Source organism: Inquilinus sp. 2KB_23 (genome assembly GCF_052115705.1).
In the GTDB taxonomy this organism is placed as follows: Bacteria; Pseudomonadota; Alphaproteobacteria; order DSM-16000; family Inquilinaceae; genus Inquilinus; species Inquilinus ginsengisoli_A.
The window spans coordinates 1-22,976 of the sequence record NZ_JBFRHF010000007.1 but is presented as its reverse complement, the minus strand read 5'-3'; the positions used below and the strand labels follow the sequence as shown (position 1 = coordinate 22,976).

Annotated in this window: 18 protein-coding genes; 7 read left to right on the top strand and 11 right to left on the bottom strand. The window is 69.1% G+C overall.

Annotated elements, in window-relative coordinates; all coding sequences use genetic code 11:
- The first annotated feature begins 169 nt into the window (after positions 1–169).
- A complete protein-coding gene (locus AB4112_RS10665) occupies positions 170–949 on the top strand; it encodes a substrate-binding domain-containing protein (protein ID WP_309798238.1) in 780 nt (259 codons plus the stop codon).
- 316 nt (positions 950–1,265) lie between these two features.
- Positions 1,266–5,039, top strand: coding sequence for a methionine synthase (metH, locus tag AB4112_RS10660; protein ID WP_441719327.1), 3,774 nt, complete (start codon positions 1,266–1,268; stop codon positions 5,037–5,039).
- Between the two features lie 268 nt (positions 5,040–5,307).
- On the opposite strand, the gene AB4112_RS10655 is transcribed toward metH, so the two are convergent.
- Positions 5,308–5,775 (bottom strand): MarR family winged helix-turn-helix transcriptional regulator, encoded by a 468-nt coding sequence (locus tag AB4112_RS10655; protein ID WP_309798242.1) that lies wholly within the window; start codon positions 5,773–5,775, stop codon positions 5,308–5,310.
- Positions 5,776–5,887: 112 nt separating this feature from the next.
- Between AB4112_RS10655 and AB4112_RS10650 the strand changes: the two genes are divergently transcribed.
- Both AB4112_RS10650 and ilvD read left to right on the top strand, forming a co-directional pair.
- Positions 5,888–7,297 carry an MFS transporter gene (locus AB4112_RS10650; protein ID WP_441719323.1) on the top strand — a complete coding sequence of 470 codons (1,410 nt, stop codon included), beginning with the start codon at positions 5,888–5,890 and terminating at the stop codon, positions 7,295–7,297.
- A gap of 169 nt (positions 7,298–7,466) precedes the next feature.
- On the top strand, positions 7,467–9,329 hold the full coding sequence (gene ilvD, locus AB4112_RS10645) for a dihydroxy-acid dehydratase (RefSeq protein WP_309798246.1): 1,863 nt from the start codon (positions 7,467–7,469) through the stop codon (positions 9,327–9,329).
- Between the two features lie 195 nt (positions 9,330–9,524).
- On the opposite strand, the gene AB4112_RS10640 is transcribed toward ilvD, so the two are convergent.
- Genes AB4112_RS10640 through AB4112_RS10620 form a run of 5 tightly spaced genes read right to left on the bottom strand, consistent with a single transcriptional unit; the run spans position 9,525 to position 14,489 of the window.
- On the bottom strand, positions 9,525–9,953 hold the full coding sequence (locus AB4112_RS10640) for a F0F1 ATP synthase subunit epsilon (protein WP_309798248.1): 429 nt from the start codon (positions 9,951–9,953) through the stop codon (positions 9,525–9,527).
- A 29-nt stretch (positions 9,954–9,982) separates the two neighbouring features.
- Entirely contained in the window at positions 9,983–11,419 is a 1,437-nt protein-coding gene (gene atpD / locus AB4112_RS10635; protein ID WP_309798250.1) for a F0F1 ATP synthase subunit beta, read from the bottom strand.
- A gap of 60 nt (positions 11,420–11,479) precedes the next feature.
- Positions 11,480–12,358 (bottom strand): F0F1 ATP synthase subunit gamma, encoded by an 879-nt coding sequence (locus AB4112_RS10630; protein WP_309798252.1) that lies wholly within the window; start codon positions 12,356–12,358, stop codon positions 11,480–11,482.
- A 41-nt stretch (positions 12,359–12,399) separates the two neighbouring features.
- Positions 12,400–13,929, bottom strand: coding sequence for a F0F1 ATP synthase subunit alpha (gene atpA, locus AB4112_RS10625; RefSeq protein WP_309798254.1), 1,530 nt, complete (start codon positions 13,927–13,929; stop codon positions 12,400–12,402).
- The gene (locus AB4112_RS10620; protein ID WP_309798256.1) at positions 13,929–14,489 is read right to left on the bottom strand and encodes a F0F1 ATP synthase subunit delta; all 561 of its coding nucleotides are present in this window, start codon (positions 14,487–14,489) and stop codon (positions 13,929–13,931) included. Before AB4112_RS10620 ends, atpA begins: the two co-directional genes overlap by 1 nt.
- A gap of 231 nt (positions 14,490–14,720) precedes the next feature.
- Here AB4112_RS10620 and AB4112_RS10615 point away from each other — a divergent pair, with 231 nt between their 5' ends.
- Entirely contained in the window at positions 14,721–15,713 is a 993-nt protein-coding gene (locus AB4112_RS10615; protein ID WP_441719316.1) for a cation diffusion facilitator family transporter, read from the top strand.
- A 139-nt stretch (positions 15,714–15,852) separates the two neighbouring features.
- Positions 15,853–16,200, top strand: a complete 348-nt coding sequence (locus AB4112_RS10610; RefSeq protein WP_309798260.1) for a ribbon-helix-helix domain-containing protein — start codon at positions 15,853–15,855, stop codon at positions 16,198–16,200.
- A 96-nt stretch (positions 16,201–16,296) separates the two neighbouring features.
- On the opposite strand, the gene AB4112_RS10605 is transcribed toward AB4112_RS10610, so the two are convergent.
- The 5 genes from AB4112_RS10605 to AB4112_RS10585 form a co-directional block, all read right to left on the bottom strand.
- Positions 16,297–17,190 carry a TIGR01459 family HAD-type hydrolase gene (locus AB4112_RS10605; RefSeq protein ID WP_441719314.1) on the bottom strand — a complete coding sequence of 298 codons (894 nt, stop codon included), beginning with the start codon at positions 17,188–17,190 and terminating at the stop codon, positions 16,297–16,299.
- Positions 17,191–17,403: 213 nt separating this feature from the next.
- Positions 17,404–18,529 (bottom strand): peptide chain release factor 2 gene (gene prfB / locus AB4112_RS10600; protein ID WP_441719311.1). Its coding sequence is split into 2 segments (ribosomal slippage): positions 17,404–18,459 and positions 18,461–18,529, totalling 1,125 coding nucleotides; the frame shifts between segments, so codons are not numbered across the junction.
- Positions 18,530–18,741: 212 nt separating this feature from the next.
- Positions 18,742–19,197 carry a DUF3293 domain-containing protein gene (locus AB4112_RS10595; protein ID WP_441719309.1) on the bottom strand — a complete coding sequence of 152 codons (456 nt, stop codon included), beginning with the start codon at positions 19,195–19,197 and terminating at the stop codon, positions 18,742–18,744.
- Positions 19,198–19,228: 31 nt separating this feature from the next.
- Positions 19,229–19,513 (bottom strand): DUF4242 domain-containing protein, encoded by a 285-nt coding sequence (locus tag AB4112_RS10590; protein WP_309800659.1) that lies wholly within the window; start codon positions 19,511–19,513, stop codon positions 19,229–19,231.
- Positions 19,514–19,588: 75 nt separating this feature from the next.
- Positions 19,589–22,030, bottom strand: a complete 2,442-nt coding sequence (locus AB4112_RS10585) for a penicillin-binding protein 1A (RefSeq protein ID WP_309800661.1) — start codon at positions 22,028–22,030, stop codon at positions 19,589–19,591.
- 589 nt (positions 22,031–22,619) lie between these two features.
- Between AB4112_RS10585 and AB4112_RS10580 the strand changes: the two genes are divergently transcribed.
- Positions 22,620–22,976 (top strand): S1 RNA-binding domain-containing protein (locus AB4112_RS10580; RefSeq protein WP_441719305.1); only part of this gene is annotated, 357 nt, incomplete at its 3' end.

Genomic DNA, 22,976 nt, shown 5'->3' with positions numbered 1-22,976 from the left:
CAGCGCATGGGGTCTAGGTCGGACATGAAGCCGGGACAGGCAAGCCGGCGGGGCTGCGGCACGGTGTCCGGCCCGGGGCATGGCAGACCCGACGGACCGGCGGAGGCCGGGCCGCGGCATTTTCGGCCACGATAGGACCCTGATCCGATTCAGCCGAGGAACTGGTCCCATGAAGCTGCCGCCGATCCTCTCCCTTGCCGTCGCCGGCCTGCTGCTGCTGGCCCAGCCCGCCGCCGCGGCCGAGCTGCAGGTCGTCAGCTCCGGCGGCTTCGCCCCGGCCTACCGCGCCCTGGCCCCGCAATTCGAACAGGCCAGCGGCGACACCTTGAAGATCGGCTGGGGCCCGTCGATGGGCGACACGCCGAACGCGGTGCCGGTGCGGCTGGCCCGCGGCGAGAAGCTGGATGTCGTGATCATGGTCGGCTATGCCCTCGACGACCTGATCAAGCAGGGCAAGGTGCTGGCCGACAGCAAGGTCGTCCTCGCCCGCTCCAGCATCGGCGTCGCGGTGCGGGCCGGCGCGCCGAAGCCGGATATCGGCTCGGCCGAGGCGGTGAAGCAGGCGCTGCTGGCGGCGAAGTCGATCGCCTATTCCGACAGCGCCAGCGGCGTCTACATCGAGACCGAGATGTTCCCGCGCCTGGGCATCGCCGAACAGATGGCGACCAAGGCCCGCAAGATCCCGGCCACGCCGGTCGGCGAGATCGTGGCCAAGGGCGAGGCGGAGCTGGGCTTCCAGCAGATCGCCGAGCTGAAGGCGGTGCCGGGCATCGACCTGGTCGGGCCGCTGCCGCCGGAGCTGCAGCAGGTGACGCTGTATTCCGCCGGCATCGTCGCCGGCTCGCACGACCCGGCGGCGGCCAGGAAGCTGCTCGACTTCCTCGCCTCGCCCGCCGCCGCCCCGGCCATCGCCGCGACGGGGCTGGAGCCGGTCGCGACAGCCAGGTAGGGGCAGGCGGAGCGCAAGGCGGCCAAGGCGGCGAAAGCGGCAGCGCCGGAGCCTGTCCCCGCGGCCCTCGAGGCTGCCCCCGAGCCGGCCGAGAACTCCGAGCCGCGCGAGACCCTGGCCGAGGCCGAGACCCCCGAGTTCGAAGACTTGGCGGAGGAATCGGAGGAGGCCGCGAATGGCTGGGGCAACCTGAAAAGGCTTCGGCCCGTCGCTCTCTCGGCGACATCCGTAGCTCTTTCGGCGACATCGAATGTTGATATAAAGATATCTTTATGTCATTACATACCCTCCCATCCGGAACCCGGTCCCGTCCGCCATGACCACGCGCGTCGAAGCCTTCGATATCCCGCTGGAGCCGGTCGACGGCGCCGAGGTGCTGGCCGCCCTGACCGCGGCGGCGCGCGAGCGCGTGCTGATCCTGGACGGCGCCATGGGCACCCAGATCCAGGGGCTGGGCTTCGAGGAGGACCATTTCCGCGGCACCCATTTCCTGGGCTGCGACTGCCACCTCAAGGGCAACAACGACCTTCTGACCCTGACCCAGCCGGACGCGATCGAGGCGATCCATTTCGGCTACGCCATCGCCGGCGCCGACATCCTCGAGACCAACACCTTCTCCTCGACCTCGATCGCCCAGGCCGATTACGGCATGGAGGCGGTGGTCTACGACCTGAACCGCGACGGCGCCCGGCTGGCGCGCCAGGCCGCGGCCAAGGCCCGGCGGATGGACGGCAGGCGCCGCTTCGTCGCCGGCGCGCTGGGGCCGACCAACCGCACCGCCTCGATCTCGCCCGACGTCAACAACCCGGGCTACCGGGCGGTGACCTTCGACACGCTGCGCGACGCCTATGCCGAGCAGGTGCGCGGGCTGATCGACGGCGGCGCCGAGATCATCCTGATCGAGACCATCTTCGACACGCTGAACGCCAAGGCGGCGATCTTCGGCACCGAGCTGGTCTTCGCCGAGAAGGGCGTGCACCTGCCGGTGATGATCTCCGGCACCATCACCGACCTGTCGGGCCGCACCCTGTCGGGCCAGACGCCGACCGCGTTCTGGAATTCGGTACGCCACGCCAGGCCCTTCACCATCGGCCTGAACTGCGCCCTGGGCGCCAACGCCATGCGGGCGCATCTGGCCGAGATCGCCGCCGCGGCCGACACCTTCGTCTGCGCCTATCCCAATGCCGGGCTGCCGAACGAGTTCGGCCAGTACGACGAATCGCCCGAGGCGATGGCCGCCCAGATCAAGGGCTTCGTCGAGGAAGGCCTGGTCAACATCGTCGGCGGCTGCTGCGGGTCGACCCCCGACCACATCCGCGCCATCGCCGACGCGGTCGCGGGCCTGCCGACCCGGTCGGTGCCGACCATCGCGCCGCTGATGCGCCTGTCCGGCCTGGAGCCGTTCACGCTGTCGAGCGACATCCCGTTCGTGAATGTCGGCGAGCGCACCAACGTCACCGGCTCGGCCAGGTTCCGCAAGCTGATCACCGCCGGCGACTTCGCCGCCGCGCTGGACGTGGCCCGCGACCAGGTCGCCAACGGCGCCCAGATCCTCGACATCAACATGGATGAGGGCCTGATCGATTCCGAGCGGGCGATGGTCGAGTTCCTGAACCTGATCGCGGCCGAGCCGGACATCGCCCGGGTGCCGGTGATGATCGACAGCTCGAAATTCTCGATCATCGAGGCCGGGCTGAAATGCGTCCAGGGCAAGCCCCTGGTCAATTCGATCTCGATGAAGGAGGGCGAGGCCGCCTTCCTGCACCATGCCCGGCTGGTGCGGTCCTACGGCGCCGCCGTCGTGGTCATGGCCTTCGACGAGGCCGGCCAGGCCGACACGCTGGAGCGCAAGGTCGCGATCTGCACCCGCGCCTACAAGCTGCTGACCGAAGAGGCCGGCTTCCCGCCCGAGGACATCGTCTTCGACCCCAACGTGTTCGCGGTCGCGACCGGCATCGAGGAGCACAACGGCTACGGCGTCGCCTTCATCGAGGCGACCAAGCAGATCCGCGAGACCCTGCCGCATGCCCACATCTCCGGCGGCGTCTCCAACCTGTCCTTCTCGTTCCGCGGCAACGAGCCGGTGCGCGAGGCGATGCACGCGGTGTTCCTGTACCACGCCATCCAGGTCGGCATGGACATGGGCATCGTCAACGCCGGCCAGCTCGCGGTCTACGAATCGATCGAGCCCGACCTGCGCCAGACCTGCGAGGACGTCGTCCTCAACCGCCGCGACGACGCGACCGAGCGGCTGCTGACCCTGGCCGAGCGCTTCAAGGGCGCCGCCGGGCGCGAGGCCAAGGAGCGCGACCTGACCTGGCGCGAGCGCACGGTCGACAAGCGGCTGGAGCACGCGCTGGTCAACGGCATCACCGAGTTCATCGAGGTCGATGTCGAGGAGGCGCGGCTGGCGGCCGAACGGCCGCTGCATGTGATCGAAGGCCCGCTGATGGCCGGCATGAACGTGGTCGGCGACCTGTTCGGCGCCGGCAAGATGTTCCTGCCCCAGGTGGTGAAGTCGGCCCGCGTCATGAAGCAGGCCGTGGCCCAGCTGCTGCCCTACATGGAGGCCGAGAAGGCCGCCGGCGGCGGCGGCACCGGACGCAGCAGCGCCGGCAAGATCCTGATGGCCACGGTCAAGGGCGACGTCCACGACATCGGCAAGAACATCGTCGGCGTCGTGCTGGCCTGCAACAACTACGAGATCATCGACCTCGGCGTCATGGTGCCGGCCACCAAGATCCTGGAGACGGCGAAGGCCGAGAAGGTCGACATCATCGGCCTGTCCGGCCTCATCACCCCGTCGCTGGACGAGATGGTGCATGTGGCGGCGGAGATGGAGCGCGACGGCTTCGACATTCCGCTGCTGATCGGTGGCGCCACCACCAGCCGGGTGCACACCGCGGTGAAGATCCACCCGCGCTACAACAGCGGCCAGACCGTCTACGTCAACGACGCCAGCCGCGCCGTCGGCGTGGTGTCGAACCTGCTGTCGCCCGAGGGCCGCCGCGGCTATGTCGACGGCGTGCGCGAGGAGTACCGCAAGGTCGCCGACGGCCATGCAAGAGCCGAGGCCGAGAAGCAGCGCCTGCCGCTGGCGGCGGCGCGGGCGGCGCCGTTCAAGATCGACTGGGCGGCCTACCAGCCGCCGAAGCCGTCCTTCCTCGGCACAAGGGTGTTCGACGATTACGACCTGGCCACCCTGGCCCGCTACATCGACTGGACCCCGTTCTTCCAGACCTGGGAGATGAAGGGCCGCTATCCCGCCATCCTGCAGGACGAGAAGCAGGGCGAGGCGGCGCGCCAGCTGTTCGCGGACGCCCAGGCCATGCTGGTCCGGGTGATCGAGGAGCGCTGGTTCAAGCCCAAGGCGGTGATCGGCTTCTGGCCGGCCGGCGCGGTGGGCGACGACATCCGCCTGTTCACCGACGACACCCGCGGGCAGGAGCTGGCGACCTTCTTCACCCTGCGGCAGCAGCTGTCGAAGCGCGACGGCCGGCCGCGGGTGGCGCTGTCCGACTTCGTCGCCCCGGTCGACAGCGGCAAGGCGGATTACGTCGGCGGCTTCGTGGTCACCGCCGGGATCGAGGAGGAGGCGATCGCCGACCGCTTCGCCCGGGCCAATGACGACTACTCCTCGATCCTGGTCAAGGCGCTGGCCGATCGCTTCGCCGAAGCTTTCGCCGAGGCCATGCACCAGCGGGTGCGCAAGGAGATCTGGGGCTATGCCCCGGACGAGCCCTTCGCCCCGGACGAGCTGATCGGCGAGCCCTATCGCGGCATCCGCCCGGCGCCGGGCTATCCGGCCCAGCCGGACCACACCGAGAAGGTGACGCTGTTCCGCCTGCTCGACGCCGAGCGCCGGATCGGGGTGCGCCTGACCGAGAGCTACGCCATGTGGCCCGGCTCCTCGGTCTCCGGCGTCTACCTGGCGCATCCGGACTCGTATTACTTCGGCGTCGCCAAGGTCGAGCGCGACCAGGTCGAGGACTATGCCCGCCGCAAGGGCATGCCGATCGCCGAGGTCGAGCGCTGGCTGGGCCCGATCCTGAACTACATCCCCACCCCGCTGGTCGAGGCGGCGGAGTAGGCGACAAGCGGAGCGTTGCGTTGCCTCTCCCGCTTGCGGGGTCTTTTTAAAAGCCTACCCCCTCGTCGTCATTGCGAGGAGGCGAAGCCGACGAAGCAATCCATGGGCCCGCACGAGCGGCCCGATGGATTGCTTCGCTGCGCTCGCAATGACGGGGTTGGGGGCTCCAACTGCGGTTGTCCGGCAGGACTCCTGCCCTAGCTTAACAACCGACTCGTGTTCATGATCTGTTCATGGACACAGCGCACCCCGCCACCGCAGCCGTGGTTCAGCCGCCCGACGGCGCCTGGTATTCCGCCAGGCGCTGCAGCAGCGTGCCGACGGCGATCAGCTGCGCCCGCTCCTCCGCCGACAGGCAGGCCTCCACCGCCTCGGCCATCCAGGCCTCGCGCCGGCTGCGGTTGGCCAGCACCGCCTCCGCGCCGGCATCGGTGATCACGACATGCAGCCGGCGGCGGTCGCCGGCGTCGGCCTCGCGCCGGACCATCCCCTCCTTCTCCAGCTCGCGCAGCAGGGCCGCGACGTTGGACGAGCGCAGCCCCTCGGCCGTGCCGAGCTCGGTCGGGCTGGCCGTGCCGCCCAGGCGCAGCAGCGCGGCCAGCAGCATCAGCTTCGACAGCGGCAGGTCGCCGCTGTCGGATTCGCGCCGCAGCCGCCGCAGCAGCGCCATCAGCTGCAGCCGCAGGGCGCCGAGCTGCTCTCGTTCGGTCGGGGACATCGGGTCGGGGTTGGTCATTTTACTATTCTGTTATAGCTAAAACGCTATAGCCATTTCCGACGGCTGGTTCCAGGATCATGCCATGGACGGCGGACCCGAGGGTGCCCGCCGCGAAACGCGAGGTCATCCCGTGTCCCTGCCCGACGGCCTTCCTCTGCCCCGCCGCAGATGGGCCTTCGCCACCGTGGTGCTCGGCATCATGCTCGCCGTGCTCGACGGCTCCGTCGCCAATGTGGCGCTGCCGACGATCGCGGCCGAGTTCCAGGCCAGCCCGTCGATGTCGATCTGGATCGTCAACGCCTACCAGCTGGCCGTGGTGGTGTCGCTGCTGCCCCTCGCCGGGCTGGGCGAGATCTATGGCTATCGCCGGGTCTATCTCGGCGGCCTGGCCCTGTTCACCGTCGCCTCGGTCGCCTGCGCCCTGTCCGATTCGCTGATCACCCTGACCCTGTCCCGCGTCGCCCAGGGCTTCGGCGCCGCCGGGATCATGAGCGTCAACACCGCGCTAATCCGCTACATTTTCCCGCGCGCCCGGCTGGGCCATGTGCTGGGCGTCAACGCCATGATCGCGGCCGGCGCCTCGACCGTCGGCCCCAGCTTCGCCGGCGCCCTGCTGGCGATCGCCTCCTGGCCCTGGCTGTTCGCGATCAACCTGCCGCTCGGCGTCGCGGCCCTGATCATCGGCAGCCGCAACCTGCCGGAGAGCGACCTGGCCGACCGCCGCTTCGACCTGCTGAGCGCGCTGCTCTCCGCCGCCACCTTCGGCCTGCTGATCACCGGGATCGACAGCATCGCCCACGGGCTGGACTGGGGGCTGGTGGCGCTGCAGCTCGGCATCGGCATCGGCGCCGCGATCTGGCTGGTGCGGCGGCAGCTGGGCCGGGCGACGCCGCTGGTGCCGCTGGACCTGCTGCGCATCCCGGTGGTCGGGCTGTCGGTCGTCACCTCGATCACCTCCTTCGCGGCGCAGATGGCGGCCTTCGTGACGCTGCCCTTCCTGCTGCAGACCGGCTCCGGCTTCTCCCCGGCCCAGGTCGGCCTGCTGATGATCCCCTGGCCGCTGGCGGTCGCGGTCACCGCGCCGATCGCCGGCCGCCTGTCCGACCGGCACCCGCCCGGCCTGCTGGGCGGCATCGGCCTCGCCCTCATGGCCATCGGCCTGGTGCTGATGGCGACCCTGCCGGCGGATCCCTCTCCCTGGCACATCGTCTGGCGCATGGCGCTATGCGGCGCCGGCTTCGGCCTGTTCCAGGCGCCCAACAACCGGGTGATGATCGGGTCGGCCCCGCGCAGCCGCAGCGGCGCCGCCAGCGGCATGCTGGGCACCGCCCGCCTGCTGGGCCAGGCCACCGGCGCGGCGCTGGTCGCGCTGCTGTTCGCGCATTTTCCGGACCATGGTGCCCAGGCGGCGCTGCTGACCGCGGCCGGGCTGGCGACCGCCGCCACGGTGGTCAGCTGCCTGCGCCTGGCCACCCCGGCCTATGCCGCCGACGACCCGGCGCCGGAGCCCGAACCCCACGCCCCCGCGCCCATGCGATAGGGCAGGCGACAGGCCCGCGCGCGGGTGCCTTGCATCCGCCGCCCTTGCGCAACGGCCGGGAATGGCGTTTTTTCAGGATCGGACGTTTCGGGCGGGCGCCGCAGCCGTGCGCGAATGCCGCAGCCCGTCCGCCCGACCGAAAGTGACCCGAGCCAGTACGGACCCGATCATGCCAGCCTATCGCTCCCGCACCACCACCCACGGCCGCAACATGGCCGGAGCCCGCGGGCTCTGGCGCGCGACCGGCATGACGGATGCGGATTTCGGCAAGCCGATCATCGCCGTCGTCAACTCCTTCACCCAGTTCGTCCCCGGCCATGTCCACCTCAAGGACCTCGGCCAGCTGGTGGCGCGGGAGATCGAGGCGGCGGGCGGCGTCGCCAAGGAATTCAACACCATCGCGGTCGATGACGGCATCGCCATGGGCCATGACGGCATGCTGTACAGCCTGCCGTCGCGCGAGATCATCGCCGACAGCGTCGAATACATGGTCAACGCGCATTGCGCCGATGCCATGGTCTGCATCTCGAACTGCGACAAGATCACGCCCGGCATGCTGATGGCCGCGATGCGCCTGAACATCCCGGTGGTGTTCGTGTCCGGCGGGCCGATGGAGGCCGGTAAGGTCAAGATCGGCGGCGAGTCCAAATCGCTGGATCTGATCGACGCCATGGTCGCCGCGGCGGACAGCCGCATCAGCGACGAGGACGTCAAGGTGATCGAACGGTCGGCCTGCCCGACCTGCGGCTCCTGCTCCGGCATGTTCACCGCCAATTCGATGAACTGCCTGACCGAGGCGCTGGGCCTGGCCCTGCCGGGCAACGGCTCGACCCTGGCCACCCATGCCGACCGCCGGCGCCTGTTCGTCGAGGCCGGGCACCTGATCGTCGACCTGGCCAAGCGCTACTACGAGCAGGACGACGCATCGGTGCTGCCGCGCAGCATCGCCAGCTTCGCCGCCTTCGAGAACGCCATGACCCTCGACATCTCGATGGGCGGGTCGACCAACACCGTGCTGCACCTGCTGGCCGCGGCGCAGGAGGGCGAGGTCGACTTCACCATGGCCGACATCGACCGGCTGTCGCGCCGGGTGCCGGTGCTGTGCAAGGTCGCGCCGTCGGTGCCGAACGTGCATATGGAGGACGTCCATCGCGCCGGCGGCATCATGGCCATCCTGGGCGAGCTCGACCGCGGCGGCCTCTTGAACCGCGACACCCACACCGTCCACGCCCCGACCCTGGCCGCGGCGCTGGACCAGTGGGACATCAAGCGCACCGACAGTGAGTCGGTGCACAAGTTCTTCAGCGCGGCGCCGGGCGGCATCCCGACCCAGGTCGCCTTCAGCCAGGACGCCCGCTACCCCAGCGTCGACGCCGACCGCAAGCGCGGCTGCATCCGCAGCATCGAGCACGCCTACAGCCTGGATGGCGGGCTGGCCGTGCTGTACGGCAACCTGGCCGAGGAAGGCTGCATCGTGAAGACCGCCGGGGTCGACGCCAGCATCCTGAAGTTCTCCGGCCCCGCCCGGATCTTCGAGAGCCAGGACGCCGCGGTCGAGGGCATCCTGGGCGACAAGGTCCAGGCCGGCGACGTGGTGCTGATCCGCTACGAAGGGCCGAAGGGCGGCCCCGGCATGCAGGAGATGCTGTATCCGACCAGCTATCTCAAGTCGAAGGGGCTGGGCAAGGCCTGCGCCCTGGTCACCGACGGCCGCTTCTCTGGCGGCACCTCGGGCCTGTCGATCGGCCATGCCTCGCCGGAAGCGGCCGAGGGCGGCACCATCGCCCTGGCCCAGGAAGGCGACCGGGTCGAGATCGACATCCCCGGCCGCCGGATCGAGCTGATGGTGTCGGATGAGGAGCTGGCGCATCGCCGCGCGGCGATGAAGGCCCGCGCCGATGGCGGCTGGAAGCCGGCCGAGCCGCGCCCGCGCAAGGTCTCGGCCGCGCTGCAGGCCTATGCCGCCCTGACCACCAGCGCCGCCCGCGGCGCCGTCCGCGACGTCACCCAGCTGCAGCCGCGGAAGGCGTAGGGGTCGCCGACCTCGCTCTGTCTCTGTCATGCCACGGCTCGACCGTGGCATCCAGGGGCGGCCGGAGCGGCTCTTGGTGGCCCCTGGATTGCCGGGTCAAGCCCGGCAATGACAGAAAAGGGGATGGCCATCTCCCCATCCCAACGAAAAAGGGCCCCGCGAGGGGCCCTTTCCGTTCGGTCGGTCCGCCCGGGATCAGGCGTGGCCGGCGGTCGCGGCGCGGGTGACCGCGTAGAGCTTGGCCTTGGCCAGCTTCAGCGCCCGTTCGGCCACGGCAGTCTCGCCGGGGGTCTTGGCGTCGGCCACGTCTTCCTCGGCGTCGCGCAGCTCCTGCTCGACCTTGGCGCGGTCGAGCGAGGCCACCGGCACCACATGCTCGGCCAGCACGGTGCAGCGCTCCGGCGTCACTTCGGCGAAGCCGCCGGTGACGAAGATCCGGTTGGAGATGGCGCTGCGCTGCTCATAGACGTCGATCACGCCCGGCTGGACGGTCGACAGCATCGACATGTGCCCCTTGAGCACGCCGAAATAGCCGTCGCCACCGGGGACGACCACCATTTCGACCTGCTGCGCCACGAGCAGCTTCTCGGGCGAGACCAGTTCGAAGGCGAATTTCTCGGCCATGGATGTCCCCGGTTCCGGTGCTGCTGGCGTCAGGCGGCTTCGGCGAGCTTCTTCGCCTTGGCGATGGCGTCGTCGATGGTGCCGACCATGTAGAAGGCCGCTTCCGGCAGGTGGTCGTAGTCGCCGTTCACGATGCCCTTGAAGCCGCGCACCGTGTCCTCGACCGAGACCAGCACGCCCGGCGTGCCGGTGAAGACCTCGGCGACGTGGAAGGGCTGGCTGAAGAAGCGCTGGATCTTGCGGGCGCGGGCCACGGTCAGGCGCTGTTCTTCGGTCAGCTCGTCCATGCCCAGGATGGCGATGATGTCCTGCAGCGCCCGGTATTCCTGCAGCGTGCGCTGCACGGCGCGGGCCACCTCGTAGTGCTCCTGGCCGACGACGCGCGGGTCGAGGATGCGCGAGGTCGAGTCGAGCGGGTCCACCGCCGGGTAGATGCCGAGCTCGGAGATGGCGCGGCTGAGCACGGTCGTCGCATCGAGATGCGCGAACGAGGTCGCCGGCGCCGGGTCGGTCAGATCGTCGGCGGGCACGTAGATGGCCTGCACCGAGGTGATCGAACCCTTGTTGGTCGAGGTGATGCGCTCCTGCAGCGCGCCCATGTCGGTCGACAGCGTCGGCTGATAGCCCACCGCCGACGGGATGCGGCCGAGCAGCGCCGACACTTCGGCGCCCGCCTGGGTGAAGCGGAAGATGTTGTCGACGAAGAACAGCACGTCCTGGCCTTCGACGTCGCGGAAGTACTCCGCCACGGTCAGGCCCGACAGGCCGACGCGGGCACGGGCGCCCGGCGGCTCGTTCATCTGGCCGTAGACCAGCGCCACCTTCGAGCCCTCTTCGCCGAGCTTGATGACGCCGGAGTCGATCATCTCGTGATAGAGGTCGTTGCCCTCGCGGGTCCGCTCGCCCACGCCGGCGAAGACCGACACGCCGCCATGCGCCTTGGCGATGTTGTTGATCAGCTCCTGGATGGTCACGGTCTTGCCGACGCCGGCGCCGCCGAACAGGCCGATCTTGCCGCCCTTGGCGTAGGGGCTGATCAGATCGACGACCTTGATGCCGGTCACCAGCATCTCCGCCTCGGTCGCCTGGTCGACGAACTCGGGCGCGGCACGGTGAATCGGCGAGGTCAGCTTGGCGTTGATCGGGCCGCGCTCGTCGATCGGCTCGCCGATCACGTTCATGATGCGGCCCAGCGTCTCCGGCCCGACCGGCACCATGATGGCGTTGCCGCTGTCATGGACCTTGTTGCCGCGGACCATGCCGTCGGTCGAGTCCATGGCGATGCAGCGCACCGTGTTCTCGCCGAGATGCTGCGCCACCTCGAGCACGAGCTTGCGATCACCGATGTCGGTGGTCAGCGCGTTCAGAATGGCGGGCAGCTCGCCATCGAACTGGACGTCCACCACGGCGCCCAGAACCTGGCTGACGCGGCCGATGACGTTGCTTCCGGTCTGGGTCTCGACCATGGTGTTCACGCTCCTCGAACTGTCTTCAAGCGATCGGTGGATCAGGGTGCCTTGCCGGCGCTAGACGGCTTCGGAACCCGAGATGATCTCGATCAGCTCCTTGGTGATGTAGGCCTGACGGGTCCGGTTGTAGACCAGCGTCAGCTTCTTGATCATGTCGCCGGCGTTGCGCGTCGCATTGTCCATCGCGGTCATGCGGGCGCCCTGCTCGGAGGCGGCGGATTCGAGCAGCGCCTTGTAGATCTGGATCGCCAGGTTGCGCGGCAGCAGCTCCGCCAGGATCTGCTCCTCGCTCGGCTCGAACTCGTAGACGATGTTCGAGGCAGTGGCCTCGGCCACTGCCGGGATCGCCACGGGCACCAGTTGCTGCACCGTGATGATCTGGGCGATCGCCGATTTGAACTTGTTGTAGACGACCGAGCAGACGTCGAAATCGCCGGCCTCGAACATCGCCAGGATGCGGATCGCGATGCCGTCGGCATCGGCGAAGCCCAGGCGGGGCCGGCCGATGTCGGTGACGCTTTCGACGATCAGGTTGGCGAAGTCGCGGCGCAGGCTGTCCCGGCCCTTGCGGCCGACGGTGAACAGCTTGACCGTCTTGCCCCGGCCCTGCAGCTCACGGATCTGCCGGCGCGCCTCGCGCACCACCGTGGCGTTGAACGCCCCGGCCAGCCCGCGGTCCGAGGTGATGACGAGCAGCAGGTGCACGTCGCTCTTGCCGGTGCCGGCCATCAGCTTCGGCCCTTGGCCGGCCACGCTGGCGACCGCGGCAAGCCCGGTCAGCATCCGCTCCATCCGGTCGGCATAGGGCCGGCCGGCCTCGGCCTGCTCCTGCGCCCGACGCAGCTTCGACGCCGCGACCATCTTCATGGCCGCAGTGATCTTCTGCGTCGACTTGACGGTCGCGATCCGGTTCCTGAGATCCTTCAACGACGGCATGGTGCCCCGCCTTCAATCTGTGTGGTGGGTCCGATTGCCGTTCAGACGAAGGTCTTGGCATAGTTGGAGATGAAGCTGGCCAGCTTCTCCTCGTTCGCCGGCGAGATCTGCTTCTCGTTGCGGATCGCCTCGAGGATCGCCTTGCCCTCATCGCGCAGCGCGTCGAGCAGGCCCTTCTCGAAATCCGAGACCCGGTTGGCCGGGACGGTGTCGAGATGGCCGCGGACGCCGGCGAAGATCGACGCCACCTGCTCCTCGACCGGGAGCGGGCTGAACTGCGGCTGCTTCAGGAGCTCGGTCAGGCGCGCGCCGCGGGCCAGCAGCTTCTGGGTCGAGGCGTCGAGGTCCGACGCGAACTGGGCGAAGCTTTCCATCTCGCGGTACTGCGCGAGCTCGAGCTTGATGCGGCCGGCGACCTGCTTCATCGCCTTGATCTGGGCGGCGGAGCCGACGCGGCTGACCGACAGGCCGACGTTGATGGCCGGGCGGACGCCCTTGTAGAACAGGCCGGTCTCCAGGAAGATCTGGCCGTCGGTGATCGAGATCACGTTGGTCGGGATGTAGGCCGAGACGTCGCCGGCCTGGGTCTCGATGATCGGCAGGGCGGTCAGCGAGCCGCCGCCATGCTCGTCGTTCATCTTGGCCGCGCGCTCCAGCAGGCGGCTGTGCAGGTAGAACACGTCGCCCGGATAGGCCTCGCGGCCCGGCGGGCGGCGCAGCAGCAGCGACATCTGGCGGTAGGCCACGGCCTGCTTGGACAGATCGTCATAGATGATCAGCCCGTGCATGCCGTTGTCGCGGAAGAACTCGCCCATCGCGGCGCCGGTGTAGGGCGCCAGGAACTGCAGCGGCGCCGGCTCGGACGCCGTGGCGGCCACGACGATGGTGTATTCCAGCGCGCCGTATTCCTCGAGCGTCTTGACGATCTGGGCGACCGTGGAGCGCTTCTGGCCGATGGCGACGTAGATGCAGTAGAGCTTCTGGCTCTCGTCGCCCGACTTGTTGATCTCGCGCTGGTTCAGGATCGCGTCGATCGCCACGGCGGTCTTGCCGGTCTGGCGATCGCCGATGATCAGCTCGCGCTGACCGCGGCCGACCGGGGTCAGCGCGTCGATCGACTTCAGGCCGGTCTGCATCGGCTCATGCACCGACTTGCGCGGGATGATGCCCGGCGCCTTGACCTCGACCCGGCTCAGCTTGGCGTCGGTGATCGGGCCCTTGCCGTCGATCGGGTTGCCCAGCGCGTCGACCACGCGGCCCAGCAGGCCGCGGCCGACCGGGACCTCGACGATGGCGCCGGTCCGCTTGACGGTGTCGCCTTCCTTGATGTCGCGGTCTTCGCCGAAGATCACGATGCCGACATTGTCGGTCTCGAGGTTCAGCGCCATCCCCTTGATGCCGCCGGGGAACTCGACCATCTCGCCGGCCTGGACGGCGTCGAGCCCGTAGACGCGGGCGACGCCGTCACCGACGGACAGGACCTGGCCGACTTCGGCCACATCGGCCTCGGTCCCGAAATTGGCGATCTGATCCTTGATGATCGCAGAGATTTCGGCGGCACGGATGTCCATCAGACGGTCCCCTTCATCGCGAGCTGTAGCTTGGCCAGTTTGGTGCGCAGGGAGCTGTCGACCATGCGCGAGCCGACTTTGACGATCATCCCGCCCAGCAGGGCGGGATCGATTTTGACGTTGACCTGGACTTTGGCGCCCATGGTCTTCTTGAGCTGGTCGACCAGCGCCTCGGTCTGCCGGTCGGTCAGCGCGACCGCGGCGGTGACCTGGGCCGTGACCTCGCCGCGGCGGCGCGCCAGCTCGGCCAGGAAGGCGTCGATCATGGCGTCGAGCGCGAACAGGCGGCGGTTGCGGGCGACCAGGCCGATGAAGCGGCGGACGAGGTCGGACACGCCCGCCCGCTCCAGCACCGCGGCCATCGCCTTGCCCTGCACGTCGCGCGAAAGCAGCGGACTGCGGACCAGACGGCGAAGGTCCTCGCTCTCGCCCAGCGCGGTCTTCAGCCCGCGGAGGTCGTCCGCGGTCTGGTCCAGCGCCTTGCCTTCGTCGGCAAGAGCGTAGAGTGCCGTCGCGTAGCTGGATGCGAGGCCGGAAATCCCTGAGCCTGTGGCTGCCACCGATCGTCCCTCGATCGTTTGTAGGTCGATCGTGGCAGGACGCCACGACCGCCGAATGTTCGGGGGGCTCTATCGCACAACAAAAGGCTGCCCGAGGCCCACCCCTTCCGCTCGGCGCGCCGTCATCTAACATAGCCCCTGGGGGTGTGCAACCGGCATGCGGCCGGCTTTTTCACCCGAAGGCGCAGGATGTAGACTGCCGCGACTGATTCGCATCATCCCGAGGTCGGAATGCCGCATGACCATACGCCCGGAGAGACCCCGCACCAGCATGGGTCCGAAGCGGGGCACGATCACGCGGCCCACGGCCACGGGCCGGGCCATGCGCACCACCATCACGGCATGCCGGAAGGGGTCGACGGCGAGCGCCGGCTGCTGATCGCGCTGGCCGTCACCGCCGGCTTCATGCTGGTCGAGGCGGCGGGCGGCTGGTTCGCCAATTCGCTCGCCCTGCTCGCCGATGCCGGCCACATGCTGACCGACGCGGCGGCGCTGGGGCTGGCCTGGCTGGCGGCGCGCATGGCCCGCCGGCCGCGCGACGCCCGGCGTTCCTATGGGTATGGCCGGGTCCAGGTGCTGGCCGCCTTCGCCAACGGCATCGTGCTGATCGCCGTGGTCGCCGCCATCGTGGTCGAGGCGGCCGGCCGGCTGGCTGACCCGGCGCCGGTCGCGGGCGGGCTGATGATGGCGGTCGCGGCGGCCGGCCTGGTCGCCAACCTCGTGGCGTTCCAGGTGCTGCGGGGCGGCGACCGCGGCAACCTGAACCTGCGCGGCGCGGCACTCCATGTGATGGGCGACCTGCTCGGCTCGATCGGCGCGCTCGCCGCCGGCGCGGTGATCCTGGCGACGGGTTGGACCCCGATCGACCCGATCCTGTCGGTGCTGGTGTCGCTGCTGGTGCTGCGCAGCGCCTGGTCGATCCTGCGCGAATCCGGCCATGTGCTGGTCGAGGGCTCGCCCGACCGGATCGACGAGGCGGCGCTGAGCGCCGCCATCGTGGCCGGGGTGCCCGATGTGGTCGACGTGCACCACGTTCACGCCTGGACCCTGACGCCGGACCGCCCGATCGTGACGCTGCACGCCCGGCTGTGCGAAGGCGCGGATTCGGACCAGGCGGTGGCGGCGGTGATCCGCCTGCTGCACGAACGCTTCGGCATCGACCACGCCACGGTGCAGGCCGAATTCGAGGTCTGCGCTGACGTCACGACCGCGCCGCGACACTAAGCGCAACGATACGTGACGGAAAAAAGCAAACGCCAGTTCACCTTTTTGCGCAAAAGCGGTAATTATTCGACATAATGAGGTGCATTTTGTGCTGCCCATGGCCCGGAGCGCTCCGGACCGCGGGCCCGGAAAGGTAACCATGGGCCACAACGGAACTCTCGCCCGCGATGCGGATCCGATGTCGATCTGCCGCAATGTGACGGTCGCCGGCCGGCGCACCAGCGTGCGCATGGAAATCGCGTTCTGGGACGGCCTGATGGAGGTCTGCGCGCGAGAGCAGATCGGCCTCAACGAGATCTGTACCCGCATCGATGCCGCCCGCAAGGGCAGTGGGCTCACGGGCGCGCTGCGCGTCTTCGTGCTGTGCTATTTCCGTGAGCTGACGCGCCGGCCGGTGCCGATGCAGGTGCCGGTCCATGCCTCGATGCAGACCCCGCCGGCGCTGCTGGCGGCCGCGCTGGAAGGCGTGATCGGCGCCCGGGCCTGAGCTGTCAGGCGTAGGTTGGGTCCGCCTCGGCGAACCCAACATCGTGCAGCCAGGGCCACCGTTGGGTTCGCAAGCGCGAACCCAACCTGCGACACCTCAGGGCAACTCGTCCCAGACCAGCCGGTCGACCGCCGCCGCCGGACGCAGCCCGTGGCGTTCGGCCGCCGCGGCGAGCTTGTGCCCGTCCGGCCGGCCGGTCGCGGCGTCGCTCAGTTCGGCGCCATGGATGCCGCCGACCACGAACAGCCCGTCGATCCCGGCCGCGGCCGCGCCGGCCATGTCGGTGTGGAAGCTGTCGCCGATCGCCAGCACCCGCGCCGGGTCGGGCCGACCGAGCAGCTCGAAGCAGCGGCGATAGACCGGCGGGTGCGGCTTGCCGTGGTAGAACACCGGCCCGCCCAGCGTCTCGTAGTGCTGGGCCAGCGCCCCGGCACAGATCTGCATCCGGCCGCCGACGATGACGACGATGTCGGGGTTGGCGCAGATCATCGGCAGCTTGCGCGCCGCCGCGGCCTGCAGCAGCGGCGCATGGTCCTCGACCCGCTCCTCGGGGTCGTCGATGCCGGTGTTCAGCACGAACTCCGCATCCGCCACCGCATCGACCCGGTAGATGTCGTCGATGCCCTCATAGACGTCGGAATCGCGGTCCGGCCCGAGATGCAGGAAGCGTTCGCCGAGCGCCTGGTGGAAGTCGTCGTCGCGCGCCGCCAGCGCCAGATGCGCCGCCTCGCCCGAGGACAGGATGGCGTCCCAGCAATCCTCCGGCACGCCGATCTGGGCCAGGCGCTGGGTGACCGAGCCGATCCGCCGCGGCGCGTTCGACAGCAGGCAGACCTGCTTGCCCTCGCCGCGCAGCCGCTGCAGGCAGTCGACCACGCCGGGATAGGGGGTGACGCCGTCATGCACCACGCCCCAGAGGTCGACGATATAGGCGTCGTAGCGGTCGTGGATCGCGGCGATGCCGTCGAGAATCGGAATGCTGTCGGTCATCGTCCGCTCGTTCGTCCCATTCCGATCTTGTGCCACGCCAGGGAGGGCGGCGCCACTCCGCGTCCGAACCCGCAAGCCTTCCCCCATCCGTCATTGCGAGGAGGCGAAGCCGACGAAGCAATCCATGGCGCCGGTATGAGCTGCCCCATGGATTGCTTCGCTGCGCTCGCAATGACGGGTGAGGGAAGCCCTCGCGGGAGAGCTCCCACCTGATCAGCCGGTCTGAAGGTCCTCGCCCTGCCCCTTGAGCCTCGCGGCCAGCGACGCCTCGAGGAACTGGTCGATGTCGCCGTCCAGCACCGCCGAGGAGGCGCTGGTTTCGACCCCGGTGCGCAAATCCTTCACCATCTGGTAGGGCTGCAGCACGTAGCTTCGGATCTGGTGGCCCCAGCCGATCTCGGACTTCTCGGCGTTCAGCGCATCGGCCTGGGCCTCGCGGATCTTCAGCTCGCGCTCGTAGAGCCGGGCCCGCAGCATGTCCATCGCCATGGCCCGGTTGCGGTGCTGCGACCGGTCGTTCTGGCAGGCGACGATGACGCCGGTCGGCATATGGGTGATGCGGATGGCCGAATCCGTCTTGTTCACATGCTGGCCGCCGGCGCCGGAGGCCCGGTAGGTGTCGACCTTCAGATCCTTGTCCAGGATCGTGATCTCGATCGTGTCATCGACCACCGGCGACACCGAGGCCGAGGCGAAGCTGGTGTGACGCCGCGCCGCGCTGTCATAGGGGCTGATCCGGACCAGGCGGTGCACGCCCGATTCGGTCTTCAGCCAGCCATAGGCGTTGTGGCCCTTGATCAGCACCGTGGCCGACTTGATCCCGGTCTCTTCGCCCGGGCTCTCCTCCAGCCACTCGACCTTGAAGCCGTGCTGCTCGGCCCAGCGCACATACATGCGCAGCAGCATCTGGCCCCAATCCTGAGCCTCGGTGCCGCCGGCGCCGGCATTGACCTCGAGATAGCAGTCGTTGCCGTCGGCTTCGCCGGACAGCAGGCTTTCCAGCTGCTTCTTCGCCACTCGCTGGGCCAGCTGGCCCAGCTCCGCCTCGGCGCCGGCCAGCACTTCGGCGTCGCCTTCGGCCTCGGCCAGCTCGATCAGGCCGAGCGTGTCCTCGAACTCGCCGGCCATCGCCTTGTAGGCGCCGATGGCGTCATCGAGATGGGTGCGTTCGCGCAGCAGCGTCTGCGCCTTGTCGGGGCTGTCCCAGAGCTTGGGGTCCTCGGCGAGGGTGTTCAGTTCGTCCAGGCGTCTGACGGAGTTATCCCAGTCAAAGAGACCTCCTCAGCAGCGCGAGCGACTGCTTGATCTCGTTGGCCATGGCTTCGGTCTCGGCACGCATCGGCGCGTTCCTCTCGAAAATCCGTTATCTTGATCCGGGATGTATGATGGATCGGCGGCGAGGTAAAGACCACGGGCCGGAAAAGGCCCCGACTGCCCCGCCTCCTCCTTCCCGTCATCCCCGCGAAAGCGGGGATCTCGCCGCGGCCCGACCGGCAAGAGATTCCCGCTTTCGCGGGAATGACGGCCGATCGAGAGGAAGCAACGCCACGCTCAATCCAGCCCCTCGGCGAAGGCGTCGAGCAGGATCCGGGTCGGCACCAGCCGCGCGGGCTGGCCGGGGGCGAACCACACCACGGCGTTCTGCCCGAAGCTCTCGGCCAGCTCCAGCAGGTCGTCGAGCGGCATATTGAGCACCAACAGGCCATGCTCCCACCAGGCGGCGTCCAGACCGGCGCCGGTGTGCGGCACGGCGTCGAAGCCGTGGGCCCGCACCGCAGCCGCCAGCCGCACCCGCGCCGCCGCGTTCTCGGCCTCGGTCAGCCGGCAGCTGCGCGGGTTGTCGGCGGTGATGAAGCCGGCATGGGTCGACCGGCGGCCCGCCAGCCACGCCTCGGCGGCCGGGTTGCGCCGGTCGACCCGCACGTCGTGTTCGACCCCGTCGGCGACGAAGAGATAGCGGGTGTCCCGGTAGGCTTCGAGCAGCCGGATGAAGCCCCCGAGATCCATGATCCCCTTTCCCGCGCCGACGGTCAGGGCGTCAGGCCGCCCGCTCGGTCGTCGGGTCGATCATCTTGCGGATTTCGGTGATCTTGGTCGCCGGAAAGCCGCTGATCTCGGCATGCTTGCGGATCACGCCCTCATCCTTGGCGAGGTAGACGCAGAAGGTCTTGTTGTCGGCGACATAGCTCTCGACCCACTGGATGTCGGGGCCGATCTGGCGCAGGGCGTCGTTGGACTTGGCCGCGGCGCCGCGCAGCTGGTCGCGCTCCAGGGAGCCGACGGCCGGGATATCGCGTTCGATGATGAACTTGCGAAGGGACATAATCACTCTTCCTGGGTTGGTACGATGGTGCCTCGTTCCCCCATTGCTTTCGTCTGATCCGGGTTGCGGCGGGCGTCAGTACAGCCCGCCGGTCCCGGTCGTCGCCTCCGGCACGGTGTCGCCGAAGCCGGTGGTGTCTCCTTCGGGCGCCGCCGCGCCCGAACCGGACAGCCGGTCGAGCGCGTAGCCGGTGCCGGGCTCGGTGCCCGGGCGGAACGCCTCCCAGATCGTGCTGCCGTCGTTGCCATAGGCGGGCTGGCCGGTCTGGCGGTCGATCTTGACCAGGCTGACGCCGGGCGGGATGCGGAAGGGCGGCACGTCCTTGCCCGTGAGGGCGGCGGACATGAAATCGCCGAAGATCGGCAGCGCCGCGGTCGACCCCCATTCCCGGGCACCCAGCGTCTTCGGGTCGTCGAAGCCGACATAGATCGCCACCACCAGGTCGGGGGCGAAGCCGACGAACCAAGCGTCCTTGGCATCGTTGGTGGTGCCGGTCTTGCCGGCCAGGGTGAAGCCCAGCTTGTTCAGCGCCGCGCCGGTGCCGCGCTGGATCACGCCCTGCAGGATCGAGGTCATCTGGTAGGCCGAGACCGGATCGGCGATCTGCTCGCGCGTGTCCGGGATCACCGGCGTCGCCTGGTCGGCCCAGGGCTGGGCGCAGGTGTCGCAGGGCCGGTCGTCATGCCGGTAGATGGTCTTGCCGTTGCGGTCCTGGATCCGGTCGATGAAGGTCGGGATGATCTTCTTGCCGCCATTGGCGATCTGGCCGTACCCCGCCGCCATCTGCAGCGGCGTGGTCTCGCCGGCGCCGAGCGCCATGGAATAGAGCAGCGGCATGTCCTTGTAGACGCCGAAGCGCTGGGCCGTGTCGCGCACCTTGTCCAGCCCGAGGACCTGCAGCAGGCGCACCGTCATCGCGTTGCGCGACTTCTCCACGCCGACCCGCAGCGGCATCGGACCCAGGAAGGTGTGGTCGTCATTCTCCGGCTCCCAGGTCGAGGTGCCGGTGTCGATCGAGATCGGCGCGTCGTCGATGATGGTGGTCGGGGTGTAGCCGGCCTCGAGCGCGGTCAGGTAGACGAAGGGCTTGAAGCTGGAGCCCGGCTGCCGCACCGCCTGGGTGCCGCGGTCGAATTCGCTCATCGCATAGTCGTAGCCGCCGGCGATCGCCATCACCCGGCCGGTGTTGGGGTCGAGCGCCACCAGGGCGCCCTGCACGTCGGGGATCTGGCGCAGGCCGAATTCCTGCGGGATCGCCTTGTCCTCCGGCACCGGGCCGGTCGGCTCGACCAGCACCACGTCGCCCTTGGCCAGCACATCGGCCGGCTTGCGCGGTTCGGCCCCGACATTCTGGTTCGACCGCCACGGCCGGGCCCATTTCATCCCGGCGAAGGGGATGGTGCCGCGGCTCTTGTCGGAGAAGCCGATGGCGGCGGATTTGGCGTCGACGTCCAGCACCACCGCCAGCTGCCAATCGCCGGCGCCGGCCGGGCGCACGATCGCGGCCAGCTGGCCAGCCCAGTCTTCGAAGCCTTCGATCTTCTTCAGCGGCCCGCGCCAGCCATGCCGGGTGTCGTAGTTGCGCAGCCCGCTGCGCAGCGCCTGGTCGGCCAGGTCCTGCAGATGCGGGTCGAGCGAGGTGCGCACCGACAGCCCGCCCTGGTACAGCGCGTCGTTGCCGTAGAGCCGCTGCAGCTCACGCCGCACTTCCTCGGCGAAGTAGTTGGCGCTGACGAACTCGACCTGCCGGCGGTCCTTGGCCACCAGCGGCTCGGCCAGGGCCGCGTCGGCCTGGGCCTTGGTGATCGCGCCGTCCTCCAGCAGCCGGCCGATGACGTAGTTGCGGCGATTCACCGCAGCTTCCGGCTTGCTCTTGGGATCGTAGTTGCTCGGCGCCTTGGGCAGCCCGGCCAGGAAGGCGGCCTCGGACACCGTCAGGTCCTGCAGCGGCTTGTTGAAATAGGCCAACCCCGCCGCCGCCACGCCATAGGCGCCGCGGCCGAGATAGATCTGGTTCAGGTACAGCTCGAGGATCTGCTGCTTGGTGAAGGTGCTTTCGATCCGCAGCGCCAGCAGCACCTCGCGGATCTTGCGGCTGATCGCCCGGTCCGGGGTCAGGAAGAAGTTGCGCGCGACCTGCTGGGTGATGGTCGAGGCGCCTTCGACGCGCTTGCCCGAGAGGTAGTTCTGCACGCCGCTGATCGCGGCCCGGGCGATACCCTGCGGGTCGATGCCCGGATGGTCGTAGAAGCGCTGGTCCTCGGCCGAGACGAACGCCTGCGCCACCAGGGGCGGGATCGCCGCGAAGGGGACGAACAACCGGTTCTGGTTGGCGTATTCAGCCATCAGCCGGCCGTCGGCCGCATGCAGCCGGGTGGTGATCGGCGGCGCGTAGTTGGCCAGCTGCGCCGTGTCCGGCAGGTCGCGGCCGAAATAGCTCGCGGCCGCGAAGACGCCGACCGCGGCGACGGCCAGCAGCAGGATGAGGGAGGACAGGAGCCAGCCGATCAGGCGCATCGGACCACGGGAGCAGTGATGGGGCGGCGGCCGGCCGCCCCGGAACGGCGGGGTTGACCCGGCAGGCCGGCCTCGACGCAGAAGCGGATAGTCCGCGATTGTGTTCCGGAGATGACCGGCACGGCGTCGGATCCTGCAGGGGCGGCCTCTGTTACCACGACGCCGCCCGCGAGTCAGGCCTTTGCCGCGGGCCGCCCGTTACCGCTGAAATCTACCATTGTCGAGACCGCACCGCCCCGGTATCGTGGCCACGCGACAGTCTGTCCGATCGGCCGATGCGAGGCCCGGTTCACCGGGGCTCCGAGTCGGTTGCGTGGATGTGCATCGATTTCCGCCGTGGAACGCCAGTCGAACGGCCGGCCACGATGTGCATTTGCGGGCGTCGGACGACATTGAGGATCAACTCGAGGCCGTGCCCCGGCGCATGCCGTGCCGGACCCGGTGGTCGCGAACCCCCCCGTCTGGCCTGCTGCGAAGCGCCGTTCTCGGGTGATTACGGTTCGCGACTCCGGCGGCCTCCGCAGGACAAGGACGCGCCGCGGCCCCGTCGGTCGCGCGGGGTCGCCGGCAGCGTCGCCAGGGTTTGTACATGGCCAAAAGAATGTTGGTGGACGCCACCCATGCGGAAGAAACGCGGGTGGTGGTGTTGGACGGCAACCGTCTCGAAGAGTTCGATTTCGAGACCGAAGCCAAGAAGCAGCTCAAGGGCAATATCTATCTGGCCAAGGTGACGCGGGTCGAACCCTCGCTCCAGGCCGCCTTCGTCGAGTATGGCGGGAACCGGCACGGCTTCCTCGCCTTCTCCGAAATCCACCCCGACTACTACCGCATCCCGATCGCCGACCGAGACGCCATCCTGGCGCGCCAGGCGGCCGAGGCCGACGAGGCCGAAGCCCCGCCGGTCGAAGGCCCGTCGGCCGAACCGGCGCCGCGCCGGCGCCGCGGC

Excerpts from the sequence above, each read along its gene's own strand:
- AB4112_RS10665 (WP_309798238.1), top strand. The coding sequence starts at position 170 with ATGAAGCTGCCGCCGATCCTCTCCCTTGCCGTCGCCGGCCTGCTGCTG.
- metH (WP_441719327.1), top strand. The coding sequence starts at position 1,266 with ATGACCACGCGCGTCGAAGCCTTCGATATCCCGCTGGAGCCGGTCGAC.
- AB4112_RS10655 (WP_309798242.1), bottom strand. The coding sequence starts at position 5,775 with ATGACCAACCCCGACCCGATGTCCCCGACCGAACGAGAGCAGCTCGGC.
- ilvD (WP_309798246.1), top strand. The coding sequence starts at position 7,467 with ATGCCAGCCTATCGCTCCCGCACCACCACCCACGGCCGCAACATGGCC.
- AB4112_RS10640 (WP_309798248.1), bottom strand. The coding sequence starts at position 9,953 with ATGGCCGAGAAATTCGCCTTCGAACTGGTCTCGCCCGAGAAGCTGCTC.
- atpD (WP_309798250.1), bottom strand. The coding sequence starts at position 11,419 with ATGGTCGAGACCCAGACCGGAAGCAACGTCATCGGCCGCGTCAGCCAG.
- AB4112_RS10630 (WP_309798252.1), bottom strand. The coding sequence starts at position 12,358 with ATGCCGTCGTTGAAGGATCTCAGGAACCGGATCGCGACCGTCAAGTCG.
- atpA (WP_309798254.1), bottom strand. The coding sequence starts at position 13,929 with ATGGACATCCGTGCCGCCGAAATCTCTGCGATCATCAAGGATCAGATC.
- AB4112_RS10615 (WP_441719316.1), top strand. The coding sequence starts at position 14,721 with ATGCCGCATGACCATACGCCCGGAGAGACCCCGCACCAGCATGGGTCC.
- AB4112_RS10610 (WP_309798260.1), top strand. The coding sequence starts at position 15,853 with ATGGGCCACAACGGAACTCTCGCCCGCGATGCGGATCCGATGTCGATC.
- AB4112_RS10605 (WP_441719314.1), bottom strand. The coding sequence starts at position 17,190 with ATGACCGACAGCATTCCGATTCTCGACGGCATCGCCGCGATCCACGAC.
- AB4112_RS10595 (WP_441719309.1), bottom strand. The coding sequence starts at position 19,197 with ATGGATCTCGGGGGCTTCATCCGGCTGCTCGAAGCCTACCGGGACACC.
- AB4112_RS10590 (WP_309800659.1), bottom strand. The coding sequence starts at position 19,513 with ATGTCCCTTCGCAAGTTCATCATCGAACGCGATATCCCGGCCGTCGGC.
- AB4112_RS10585 (WP_309800661.1), bottom strand. The coding sequence starts at position 22,030 with ATGCGCCTGATCGGCTGGCTCCTGTCCTCCCTCATCCTGCTGCTGGCC.